The organism is Pectobacterium wasabiae CFBP 3304, assembly GCF_001742185.1.
Classification (GTDB): Bacteria; Pseudomonadota; Gammaproteobacteria; order Enterobacterales; family Enterobacteriaceae; genus Pectobacterium; species Pectobacterium wasabiae.
This window is the reverse complement of sequence record NZ_CP015750.1, coordinates 3,680,595-3,692,165: the sequence shown is the minus strand read 5'-3', so window position 1 is coordinate 3,692,165 and position 11,571 is coordinate 3,680,595. Positions and strand designations below refer to the sequence as shown.

The following is an 11,571-nucleotide window of genomic DNA, read 5'->3' as shown; positions in this document are numbered from 1 at the left end:
AATCAAAATGGGAACGTATCTGTTACGCCGCCTCTTACTGGTCATTCCAACCCTGTGGGCGATTATTACGATTAACTTCTTCATTGTACAAATTGCCCCAGGTGGCCCGGTCGATCAGGCCATCGCGGCGATCGAAATGGGACACGGCAGCGGCTATACCGCCAATAGCGGAATGGATGCCGGAATGGCCCGTACTGGCACCAGCGGTGCCCCTAATATCGAGAACGCCTACCGGGGTTCACGCGGACTCGACCCAGAAGTCATCGAGGAAATCACCAAACGCTATGGCTTCGATAAACCGATCCATGAGCGCTATTTTAAACTGCTGTGGGATTATGTTCGTTTTGACTTCGGTGACAGCCTATTTCGTGGATCTTCGGTGATGCAACTCATTAAGGAGAGCATGCCAGTTTCGATTACGCTGGGGCTATGGAGTACGCTGATTGTCTACCTGATCTCCATTCCGCTTGGCATCAAAAAAGCGGTGAGGAACGGGACGCCATTCGACACCTGGAGCAGCACGCTCATCATCATTGGCTATGCGATTCCCGCATTTTTATTTGCGATCATTTTGATTGTACTGTTCGCAGGCGGCAGCTATCTGGACTGGTTCCCGCTTCGAGGGTTGGTTTCCAGCAATTTTGATACCTTGCCGTGGTATAGCAAAATTACCGACTATTTGTGGCATGTCGCGCTACCCGTTCTGGCTTCCGTGATTGGTGGTTTTGCCACCTTAACGATGCTCACCAAGAACTCCTTTATGGATGAAATTCGTAAGCAATACGTCGTGACCGCGCGCGCTAAAGGGCTGGATGAAAAGAGCATTCTCTACCGCCACGTGTTCCGTAATGCCATGCTGCTGGTGATTGCGGGATTCCCCGCCACCTTTATCAGCATGTTTTTCACCGGCTCACTGTTGATTGAGGTGATGTTCTCTCTCAACGGGTTGGGTCTGCTGGGCTATGATGCGACGCTGCAACGCGATTATCCCGTCATGTTCGGCACGCTGTATATCTTCACGTTGATTGGCTTATTGCTGAATATCGTCAGCGACATAACCTATACGCTGGTGGATCCACGTATCGATTTTGAGGGACGCTAATGAGCCGCTTAAGCCCGATTAATCAGGCGCGCTGGGCGCGTTTTAAAAGTAATCGTCGCGGTTACTGGTCGCTGTGGATTTTCATGGTGTTGTTTATCCTCAGCCTATTTTCCGAATTGATTGCCAATGACAAACCGCTACTGGTGAAATATGACAGCCAGTTCTATACGCCAGTGCTCATTGACCACAGCGAGAGAACATTCGGTGGGCAGCTAGATACCGCAACTGACTTCCGCGATCCCTATATCGCCGAACGTATCAACAGCCACGGTTGGGCCATCTGGCCACTGATTCACTATAGCTACGACACCATAAACTACGCAACTACCGCGTCTTTCCCGTCCGCGCCCTCCTGGCAGAACTGGCTGGGAACAGACAGCCAGGGGAAAGACGTGGTCGCACAGGTACTTTATGGCTTCCGCATTTCACTGCTATTCGGCCTGGCGCTCACGATTCTGTCCAGCGTGATTGGTATTATCGTCGGGGCAACACAGGGGTATTACGGCGGACGTTTCGACCTATGGGGCCAGCGCTTTATCGAAGTGTGGTCTGGCATGCCGACGCTGTTTCTCATCATCCTGCTATCCAGCGTGATCCAACCGGACTTCTGGTGGCTATTAGGCATTACCGTGCTGTTCGGCTGGATGAGTCTGGTTGGTGTGGTCAGAGCTGAATTTCTGCGTACCCGAAACTTTGACTACATTCGTGCAGCACAGGCAATGGGCGTCAGCGACCGTGCCATTATGTTCCGCTGTATGCTGCCAAATGCGATGGTCGCGACGCTGACCTACTTGCCCTTTATTCTCTGCGGCTCGATTACCACACTGACGTCGCTGGATTTTCTCGGTTTTGGTCTGCCTATGGGCTCGCCATCATTAGGCACCTTATTGCTGGAAGGAAAAAATAACCTTCAGGCACCGTGGCTAGGCATTACCGTGTTTATGGTGCTTTCCATCGTGCTTTCCTTACTCATTTTTATCGGCGAAGCGGTACGCGACGCCTTTGACCCCAGCAAGGCGCATTAATATGTCCAGTTCACCGTTATTGCAGATAGATAATCTCAGCATTGCCTTCCGCAAAGGCGATCAGGAGCAGCGCGTTGTCGACCAGCTTTCACTTGCGGTCAATGCAGGCGAGACGCTGGCGCTGGTCGGTGAATCAGGTTCGGGGAAAAGCGTCACCGCACTGTCAGTGCTGCGTTTGCTCCCTTCCCCACCCGTGGTTTATCCGCAAGGGGATATCCGTTTCGCAGGGCAATCACTGCTGCATGCCGATGAAAAAACGCTACGTCAGATACGCGGTAATCGGATCGCAATGATCTTTCAGGAACCGATGGTATCGCTCAATCCCTTGCAAAGTATTGAGAAGCAACTGATTGAAGTGCTTTCATTACACCGGGGAATGCGCACCGAGCCAGCCCGTAGCGAAGTCATCTCCTGCCTGGATCGCGTGGGCATCCGTCAGGCTAAAAATCGGTTGAATGATTTCCCACACCAGCTTTCCGGTGGGGAACGTCAGCGCGTCATGATTGCGATGGCGCTGCTGACTCAGCCCGATTTACTGATTGCCGATGAGCCTACGACAGCGTTGGACGTTACCGTTCAGGCGCAAATACTGAAATTGCTGAACGAGCTGAAACAGGAACTGGGGATGAGCTTACTGTTCATCACCCACGACCTGAATATCGTCCGCCAGTTAGCGGATAATGTATCGGTGATGAAAGCGGGTAAGGCCGTGGAGCACAATAGCTGTCAGCAGCTTTTCAGCGCACCACAGCATCCTTACACGCGCCAATTGCTGGACGCAGAGCCATCAGGCGAGCCGCTTCCGGTAGCGGATGACGGTGAACCGCTCCTGCGGGTGGAACAGTTGCACGTATCATTTCCCATCAAACGCGGCCTTTTGCGCCGTATCGTTGACGAAAAGCAGGTAGTTAACAATATTAACTTTACCTTACGGCGCGGTGAAAGCCTGGGGTTGGTGGGGGAATCCGGTTCAGGAAAAAGCACAACTGGATTAGCGCTGCTGCGTCTGATTCAATCGCGTGGCGATATCTGGTTTGATGGTCAGCCCTTGCAGGGGCTCACCCGTAAGCAAATGCTGCCCTTTCGTCATCGGATTCAGGTCGTCTTTCAGGACCCCAATTCCGCGCTGAACCCGCGGCTAAATGTGGAACAAATTATTGCTGAGGGATTAACTGTCCATCACACGTTGAGCAAAGAGGCGCGAGAACAGCGTGTGGTGGCGGTGATGCAGGAAGTGGGACTGGATCCCACTACTCGCTGGCGCTATCCGTCTGAATTTTCCGGCGGTCAGCGCCAGCGTATCGCTATCGCTCGTGCACTGATACTGCAACCAGAACTGCTGATCCTCGATGAACCAACGTCATCGCTGGACAGGACGGTTCAGGCACAAATACTGACGCTGCTGAAGTCATTACAGGAAAAGCACAAAATCGCCTACCTGTTTATCAGCCATGATTTACAGATTATTCGCTCGCTGTGTCATCAGGTTATTGTGTTACGACAGGGCGAAGTCGTCGAGCAGGGTGAATGTAAACAGGTATTCACGCACCCTGCCGAACAGTACACGCGGGAATTGTTACAGTTCTCATCCTGAACGGCAGAAAAACAGCAGAAACAAACGGGAGAAAACCGCAGCGCCACCTTACTGACGCTGCGGTTTAAAACGGATATTGTGCCGATACCGATTCTGCGATAGCAACACCGACATTCTTCAAGCGGCACATTGCGGTACTTTCGTCGTTACGATGTAAAAACAGACACGGTTCGCCTTCCCATTCCAGAACGGCGCATTCAACCTGTATTTCAGACAGGGATTGATTCAACTGACGCATGATTTCCCATGCGATATCGCCATCATGGCTCAACAGTTTGAGACCAATCAGGTTATTGTCTTCTTCTCTGCCGCTCAGCGGAATCGGTTCAACCTTAATACCAGCAAAACCCGATAACCAGCGATAACTTTGCGGCAAGCGATGAACTACCGAAAGTTGAAAACTGTCCACTACTTTTCCCTCAGGTAATAATTCACAAAATAGTAACATATTTATCATAGTAGCGTGTTCACACCATTTCTCGCCACTTTTGATGAACAAAAAAACAACAAACACACGTTTTACATATCGTGTTAGTGGCTAACAAGCCCGATTGCAAGCGCTATTAATGCCAAACCGATCACGAATTGCTCTTCTTTTCCGGCTATATGTAACCTTTTCCATTTAATATCTCAACCCCTTTCGACCTATTTATTCACTTATTAGTCAAATTCTTTACATTAACAAAACAAAAGAGAATGGCGGACTATTGCCGTCAGAGGGAAAAGAAGAACAGAAGAACGCATTCAGGTGCAGGAATACCTTACCTACACCTGAAAAGAAGGGAAAAATCAGGACGGGGCGGGGGCGGAGCGGTGTGCGTACAGATACAGCAGAAATGCACCGATAGAACAAAGTGCCATCGATAACACCATCGGCCAGGCGCTGTTGAATGAAGCCAGTGAGAGGAGAACCCCCACAATCGCACCAAGACCAAAGCGCAGCGTGCCAGCCAACGATGAAGCCGTCCCTGCCATATGCGGGAAGTCATCAAGAATAACCGCCATCGCGTTCGACGCCACCATCGCAATGCAGCCGACAAACAGCGCGACACCAAATACCAGCGGTAAGAAGCCAAGATCGAACAGGCAGACAACCACCAGCCAGATCCCCATCACAAACTGAATGACCAGCCCCGTGCGAAACATCGCCATGGCACCCAGTCGCCGAACATTACGGCTATTAAACAACGTCACCACAAACAGAAAAACGATGTTCAGAGCAAAATAATAGCCAAAATTCTGAGGAGAAACGCCATACAGATTGATATACACAAACGGCCCGGCACTCAGGAAGGAGAACATGCCGCAAAACGAAAGCCCGCTCGCTACCATATAGCTAAACACCCGCTTGTGGCGGAACAGAACGGCGAAATTCCCGATGGTGGTGCGCAGATGAAATTTCTGCTGCTTCTCAGGCGGTAACGTTTCTTTGATAAAAAAGAAAATCAGCGCAGATGCGAGAAACGCCGCCCCAGAGATCGCCCAAAAAATGGAATGCCAGCTAAACCACAGCAACAGCCATCCACCAGCAATCGGTGCGATTAAGGGGGCAACGGTCATCACCAACACGACGAACGACATCATGCGGGAAAAGTCATCCCGCGAGAACATATCGCGCATCAGTGCATTAATCACTACCGCAGACGCCGCAGCGGAAACCCCGTGCAGGAAACGCATGTAGATCAACTGTTCCACTGTTTGCGCCAGCGCACAGACCACGCCAGCGAACGCAAAAACCAGTGTGCCGCCGAGTATGACAGGCTTGCGCCCCAGGCTGTCCGCCATCGGCCCGTAAAACATCTGGCCAATAGCAAAACCCAGCACATAGGTGCTGAGCGTCATTTGGACATGCCCATCCCCCACGCCAAACTCGTTAGCAATGGTCGGCAACGCTGGTAAATACATATCGATAGCTAACGGCGTTAACATCGAAATCAGGCCAAGAATAAAAATCAGCCCGATATGAGAGGGTCGGCGTAATTGCACTAATAACTCCAGATAAGAAAGAAGGTCGTTCTGAATAGTATTATTTTACGCTGGCGACCTCTTCAGCACTCAACTCACGGTATTCCCCCGGTTCCAGTTCGCTATCCAGAGAAATGCCGCCAATACGCTCGCGATGCAGCTCAACGACGCGATTCCCCACCGCAGCAAACATCCTTTTCACTTGATGATAGCGACCTTCGCTAATCGTCAACCGCACGACATGATCCGTTATCTTCTCAAGCGAAGCGGGCTTAGTGAGATTTTTCTCGCTATGTAACTGTACGCCTGCCGTAAATTGCGCGGCGGTATCCTCTGCCAGCGGCTGTTCCAGCGTCACCAGATAGGTTTTTTCACACTCATGTTTAGGCGAGGTAATACGATGCGACCATTGACCATCGTCAGTTAACAGTACCAACCCTGTGGTATCGATATCCAGCCGCCCCGCCGCATGCAATTTGTACGCCACCGGCACATCCATAAAATAAAGAATGGTAGGATGATCGGGATCATCCGTTGAACAAACGTAGCCCTGAGGCTTATTCAACATGAAATAACGTGGGCCGCTCTGCTGTTTCAGTGGGTTGCCATCGAATTCAACGTTATGCTCGGGAGATAACTTGAATGCACCGCTTTTTACCACTTCACCATCAACGGTAACGCGCTGTGCGTGGAGCTCACGCGCCACCAGTGAACGGCTAATTTCCAACTGTTGGGATAAAAATTTGTCCAATCGCATTAAAACTGACTACCTATATCAAATAACTGCCGGACTCAAATCGTGAGACCCTAAATTGTGAGGGGATAGTATAACGGGGGTTTGCCCGCTCGTCCTGCTATTCACCGTCTGCGCGCCGCTCTTTTAGCCCATTTTCAGGCTGAGAGTCCCTCGCGCTGGGTATGTTCAACAGGCATAATAGGGGCAATTTCTTACATTTTAAGGACAACCCCATGTCATCTATTCACGGTCATGAAGTTTTGCAAATGATGCTCGCGTCTGGTGAATCATTTACCACCGAGCAGTTAATTACCACCATAGAAACCCGTTTCGGCAGCGCAGCGCGTTTCCATACCTGTTCCGCCGAAAACATGACGGCTTCAATGCTGGTGCAATTTCTGTCTGAACGCGGAAAGTTTATCCCGCAGGATGCAGGGTTCACCACCAGCGCCAGTAAAATCTGCCAGCACTAGCGATGTCATTCACACTACGGCCTTACCAACGTGAGGCAGTTTCCGCCACGCTCGACTATTTTCGCCATCATACCCAACCGGCCGTCATCGTTTTGCCTACTGGCGCAGGGAAAAGTCTGGTCATCGCCGAACTGGCACGGCTAGCACGCGGCCGTGTGCTAGTGCTCGCACACGTCAAGGAACTGGTGGCGCAAAATCATGCCAAATACTGCGCCTGGGATTTGGCAGCGGATATCTTCGCTGCGGGGCTGCAACAGCGCGAAAGTCAGGGAAAAGTGGTTTTTGGCAGCGTACAGTCCGTTGCACGTAATCTCGACCAGTTTGATAACGCATTCTCTCTGTTGATCATTGATGAATGTCACCGCATCAGCGATGCCGATAACAGCCAATATCAACAAATCATCCAGCATCTGCAAAAAACTAACCCACGGCTAAGGCTACTCGGCCTAACGGCGACGCCCTATCGCCTTGGCAAAGGCTGGATCTATCAGTATCACTATCACGGCATGATGCGCGGCGACGAGCGTTGTTTGTTCCGCGACTGCATCTATGAGTTACCGCTACGCTATATGATCAAGCATGGCTTTCTGGTACCGCCTGATCGGCTGGATATGCCGGTGGTGCAATATGATTTCAGCAAACTTGTTGCCCGCAGCAACGGGCTATTCAGCGAAGCTGACCTGAATCTCGAACTCAAACGCCAGCAGCGCATTACGCCGCACATCATTAGCCAGGTCATCGATTATGCGCAAACACGGCGCGGCGTGATGATTTTTGCCTCCACCGTCGAACATGCTAAAGAGATTGCAGCTCTGTTACCCGCGGGTCAAGCGGCGCTGGTCAGTGCCGATACGCCACCTGCCGAGCGTGATGCGTTGATTGACGCCTTTAAGCAGCAGTCGTTGCGCTATCTGGTCAACGTGGCAGTACTGACCACAGGTTTTGATGCTCCGCATGTCGACCTTATTGCCATTCTCCGCCCGACAGAGTCAGTCAGCCTGTATCAGCAAATCGTCGGGCGCGGTTTGCGTTTATATCCGGGGAAAACGGACTGCCTGATACTAGATTACGCAGGCAACCCGCACGATCTCTATACGCCAGAAGTCGGCAACAGCAAGCCGCATGCTGGCAGCCAGCCGGTGCAAGTCTTCTGTCCTGAATGCGGTTTTGCCAATCTGTTCTGGGGAAAAACCACTCCCGATGGCGATATCATCGAACACTATGGCCGGCGCTGTCAGGGCTGGGAAATGGCAGAAAATGGGCAACGTCAGCAGTGTGATTTTCGATTTCGGTTTAAAGTCTGCCCACACTGCGGTGCGGAAAACGATATTGCCGCACGGCGCTGCCACCAATGTAATGAAGTATTAGTTGACCCCGATGACATGCTAAAAGCAGCGCTAAAGTTGAAAGATGCGTTGGTTTTACGCTGTAGCGGCATGAGCTTCGAGCAGGGACAGGACGCTAAAGGAGAATGGCTGAAAATCACCTATCATGATGAAGAAGGTGCCGAAGTGAGCGAACGTTTTCGCCTACACTCCACCGCGCAGCGCCACGTGTTTCTGCAACAATTTTTACGTGTTCATCAACGCGCGCCGGGAACGCCGTTTAACTGGCAGAATGCCGCCGATGTCATCGCACAGCAGATATTATTACGCGCCCCTGATTTTGTCGTCGCCCGTAAAAACGGGAAATTCTGGCAAATACGCGAAAAGCTCTTTGATTATCAGGGCCGCTTTCGCCGCGCCAACGAGATCCGCGGCTAAGGTATACTCTAAATAATTCGAGTTTCAGGCAGGCGGCAAGTGAGGGAATCCCGATGAGCTTACTCTGGTAAGTGATTCGGGTGACAGAACGCTGCCAACGCACATGAAACTTGAAGTATGACGAGTAATGTCCGGATTCATTTGCCCATGAAGCCATATTCCGCTAGAATTTAGCCCGCTTTTGTTCGCAGAAGCTGAATAACCCAACCTGCTGCTGGGTCGCCTGTAGCAGGATTACTTTATATAAGTAGAGAAGAAAATGATTACTATCAAAGCAGAAGCACGTCAAGGTCAGGGTAAGGGTGCGAGCCGCCGCCTGCGTTCCGCTGGTAAATTCCCAGCCATCGTTTACGGTGGTTCAGAAGCACCAGTCTCTATCGAACTGGATCACGATTCAGTGAAAAACCAAGAAGTTAAAGATGGCTTCTACGGTGAAACACTGATCCTGTCTATCGATGGCAAAGAAGTTCAAGTTAAAGTTCAGGCTGTACAACGTCACGTTTACAAGCCTAAACTGACTCACATCGACTTCGTTCGCGTTTAGTTTGCGCTGAAGTCGTTTTCCGGGACGCCGGGAAAGAAGAACGCCGCCTATGCGGCGTTTTTTTTATAAAAATCTATTCATTCACAAAGGAATGTGAACATGTCTCGAGAGATATCTCAGCGGCTTATCGCTATCGATGCCCTGCGCGGTCTGGTGATGGTACTTATGCTACTAGACCATGTGCGGGAAACCTTTTATCTGCACCTCCAGCTTGCCGATCCCATAGATGTCACCAGCACCGATCCCATGTTATTTATCAACCGCACGCTGGCCCATCTGTGCGCCCCCGTGTTTGTGTTTTTAACTGGCCTCTCTGCGGCGCTTTATCATCAGAAAGTGCAAGATCGTCGGCAAACCGCCCTCTTTCTGTTCCAACGCGGCTTAATTCTGATTGTTCTTGAGATCACGCTAATCAATTTCGCATGGACGTTTCAATTCCCACCGCAGGTCATTTATTTGCAGGTAATCTGGGCCATCGGTATGAGTATGCTCGCCCTCAGCGCGCTGATCTGGTTACCTGCCAGACTGGTTTTCATATTGGGTCTCGTTATCGTCGGCGGGCATAATCTGCTGGACTCTCTGCATGCTTCCGCAGGTTCCATCTGGTCGATTCCCTGGGCTATTTTGCACGATCGCAGTTGGATAGAAATCAGCGAAACATTGCGTATGCGTACTTCATATCCAGTGCTTCCCTGGATTGGCGTCATTTCACTTGGCTATGCGGCTGGCGCGCTATACCGAAAAGACATCTTTCCGCTTCAGCGCCAGAAAACCCTACTCGCTCTGGCCGGAATCACGCTAACGCTGTTCTTCATATTGCGCAGCATCAATTTGTATGGCGATAAACCCTGGCTGCCGGGTGATGTCATCACTCAGACGCTCATGAGCTATTTCAACATCACGAAATACCCGCCATCATTGTTGTTTATCTGCCTGACGCTTGGTATCGGGTTTGGCCTGCTCGCCCTGTTTGAACGTCAGCAGCAAAAGCATTGGCTTGTTATGTTAGCGAGCTTCGGCGCTGCGCCAATGTTTTTCTATCTACTGCATCTGTATGTTTTAAAAGGCATATATTTAACTACGGTAGCAATCTGGGGGAAGAATCAGGGGGAGTGGTTCGGTTTTTCCGCCGTCTGGCAACTGTGGGTGTGTACTCTGGTACTGATGGCCGTGCTATTTTCGCCCGTCCGGGCGTTTGCACGCTTAAAAGCCCGTCGCCGAGACATCCGCTGGCTTAAATATTTCTAATTGTTATCAGCAACAGCCCTTTTTCTGAGTAATAAAAAAAGGGCTGGATCTCTTTCTACTGCTTACCACCACTCGTCCGACGCTGTAACTGATCGCGCAGGTTTGGCGGCGTGCCTTTAATCGTCAACGTATCCGTCGCCGGATCCCAGAAAATCCGCTCACCGAGTAATAACGCATCAAAGTTCAGGCTGATGCCACCGCCGCTGCCAGCAAATTTGGTCAACTGACGCAGTGTCCCACGATCGGCAGGGAAGCTCTCTTCCAGCTCATAGCCCTGATCGGCTGAAAACTGCTGAAAGGTTTTCTCACCCAGCGGTGGCAGTTCCTGCGACAACGACGCTAACTCGATTTCCTCGCCGGACTGCAACTGCTCATTACAGTAGCTATACACCTGCTGACGATAATTCTGGCGCTCGTTTTTATCCAGTTGTGCCTCATCACAATACTCATCGACCGCTTTCAGCAAGCCACGGTTTTGTGCTTTGGTGTCCAACCCTTCTGACGCGGCCAAAAAATCCATGAAAAAGTCAGACACCTTGCGCCCGACACGGCCTTTCAGAAACGTCAGATAGCGCGCGGATTCAGGATTGGTTTCCCATTCTGTCAGATCGATACGCGCAACGATATCGGCATGATTGATATCCAGATAATGCGTAGTGCTGATATCCAACTGTTCATTAACCCGCATGCTATTGCAGCTATTAAGCACCGATATCAATAAATATTCGACCGCCAGATAGCGGTACTGGCAGAACAGCACGATACCGCCTTCAGCAAACGGGTACTTCGCCAGTTCGTCACGCAGTCGTCCGGTCGCGGCGCGTGAGAAACTCAGAAAGTCCTCATCCCCTTTGCGACAAGCCCGCAGCGCATCGGCCAGCTCGCTTTGCTCATTAAACAGCCCGTAGGCCTTACTCTTGGCGCTGTAAACACGATGCAGTTCAGCCATCATTTCTTCTACTGCCGCGTTGGTCGACAGCAGGGAATCACGCAACACCATTTCCAGCGTTTGTTCGTCACGTTTAATTAGCTGATGCAAGGCAATCTGGGCGATATCCAGACTCATGATAAACTCTCCTTTTGGCAAGGCGCGTATTCAAACACTGATACGGGCAGGCCGC

General features: G+C 51.0%; 11 protein-coding genes. 7 read left to right on the top strand and 4 right to left on the bottom strand.

All coding sequences use genetic code 11. The annotated features are described in order from the left end of the window. Window positions 1-7: 7 nt before the first annotated feature. The 3 genes from A7983_RS16845 to yejF are packed head-to-tail and all read left to right on the top strand — an operon-like array spanning window position 8 to window position 3,721. The gene (locus A7983_RS16845; protein WP_005967261.1) at window positions 8-1,102 is read left to right on the top strand and encodes a microcin C ABC transporter permease YejB; all 1,095 of its coding nucleotides are present in this window, start codon (window positions 8-10) and stop codon (window positions 1,100-1,102) included. Continuing rightward, window positions 1,102-2,127, top strand: a complete 1,026-nt coding sequence (locus A7983_RS16840; RefSeq protein ID WP_005967259.1) for an ABC transporter permease — start codon at window positions 1,102-1,104, stop codon at window positions 2,125-2,127. The genes A7983_RS16845 and A7983_RS16840 overlap by 1 nt, the downstream gene beginning before the upstream one ends. A gap of 1 nt (window position 2,128) precedes the next feature. Then, entirely contained in the window at window positions 2,129-3,721 is a 1,593-nt protein-coding gene (gene yejF / locus A7983_RS16835; protein ID WP_005967257.1) for a microcin C ABC transporter ATP-binding protein YejF, read from the top strand. A gap of 64 nt (window positions 3,722-3,785) precedes the next feature. Here the strand turns inward: yejF and A7983_RS16830 are convergent, their stop codons facing one another. The 3 genes from A7983_RS16830 to rsuA form a co-directional block, all read right to left on the bottom strand. After that, complete coding sequence (locus A7983_RS16830; protein WP_005967255.1) at window positions 3,786-4,130, bottom strand: YejG family protein; 345 nt, start codon at window positions 4,128-4,130, stop codon at window positions 3,786-3,788. A 380-nt stretch (window positions 4,131-4,510) separates the two neighbouring features. After that, a complete protein-coding gene (locus A7983_RS16825; protein ID WP_005967253.1) occupies window positions 4,511-5,707 on the bottom strand; it encodes a Bcr/CflA family multidrug efflux MFS transporter in 1,197 nt (398 codons plus the stop codon). 40 nt (window positions 5,708-5,747) lie between these two features. Then, a complete protein-coding gene (gene rsuA, locus A7983_RS16820; RefSeq protein WP_005967251.1) occupies window positions 5,748-6,443 on the bottom strand; it encodes a 16S rRNA pseudouridine(516) synthase RsuA in 696 nt (231 codons plus the stop codon). A gap of 212 nt (window positions 6,444-6,655) precedes the next feature. Between rsuA and A7983_RS16815 the strand changes: the two genes are divergently transcribed. From A7983_RS16815 to A7983_RS16800, 4 genes are all read left to right on the top strand, one after another. Beyond that, window positions 6,656-6,895: a YecH family metal-binding protein gene (locus tag A7983_RS16815; protein WP_005967249.1), complete on the top strand. Its 240-nt coding sequence runs from the start codon at window positions 6,656-6,658 to the stop codon at window positions 6,893-6,895. A 2-nt stretch (window positions 6,896-6,897) separates the two neighbouring features. Further along, a complete protein-coding gene (locus A7983_RS16810; protein ID WP_005967247.1) occupies window positions 6,898-8,658 on the top strand; it encodes a DEAD/DEAH box helicase in 1,761 nt (586 codons plus the stop codon). Window positions 8,659-8,917: 259 nt separating this feature from the next. Then, window positions 8,918-9,202: a 50S ribosomal protein L25 gene (rplY, locus tag A7983_RS16805; RefSeq protein WP_005967246.1), complete on the top strand. Its 285-nt coding sequence runs from the start codon at window positions 8,918-8,920 to the stop codon at window positions 9,200-9,202. A gap of 99 nt (window positions 9,203-9,301) precedes the next feature. Then, a complete protein-coding gene (locus A7983_RS16800; protein WP_005967243.1) occupies window positions 9,302-10,450 on the top strand; it encodes a DUF1624 domain-containing protein in 1,149 nt (382 codons plus the stop codon). A 55-nt stretch (window positions 10,451-10,505) separates the two neighbouring features. Here A7983_RS16800 and yejK read toward each other — a convergent pair whose 3' ends face one another. Further along, the gene (gene yejK, locus A7983_RS16795; protein WP_005967242.1) at window positions 10,506-11,516 is read right to left on the bottom strand and encodes a nucleoid-associated protein YejK; all 1,011 of its coding nucleotides are present in this window, start codon (window positions 11,514-11,516) and stop codon (window positions 10,506-10,508) included. Window positions 11,517-11,571 lie beyond the last annotated feature (55 nt).

Bases quoted from the DNA above. Each gene is read 5' to 3' on its own strand.
- A7983_RS16810 (WP_005967247.1), top strand. From the start codon at position 6,898: ATGTCATTCACACTACGGCCTTACCAACGTGAGGCAGTTTCCGCCACG.
- A7983_RS16800 (WP_005967243.1), top strand. From the start codon at position 9,302: ATGTCTCGAGAGATATCTCAGCGGCTTATCGCTATCGATGCCCTGCGC.
- yejK (WP_005967242.1), bottom strand. From the start codon at position 11,516: ATGAGTCTGGATATCGCCCAGATTGCCTTGCATCAGCTAATTAAACGT.
- A7983_RS16845 (WP_005967261.1), top strand. From the start codon at position 8: ATGGGAACGTATCTGTTACGCCGCCTCTTACTGGTCATTCCAACCCTG.
- yejF (WP_005967257.1), top strand. From the start codon at position 2,129: ATGTCCAGTTCACCGTTATTGCAGATAGATAATCTCAGCATTGCCTTC.
- rplY (WP_005967246.1), top strand. From the start codon at position 8,918: ATGATTACTATCAAAGCAGAAGCACGTCAAGGTCAGGGTAAGGGTGCG.
- A7983_RS16815 (WP_005967249.1), top strand. From the start codon at position 6,656: ATGTCATCTATTCACGGTCATGAAGTTTTGCAAATGATGCTCGCGTCT.
- rsuA (WP_005967251.1), bottom strand. From the start codon at position 6,443: ATGCGATTGGACAAATTTTTATCCCAACAGTTGGAAATTAGCCGTTCA.
- A7983_RS16840 (WP_005967259.1), top strand. From the start codon at position 1,102: ATGAGCCGCTTAAGCCCGATTAATCAGGCGCGCTGGGCGCGTTTTAAA.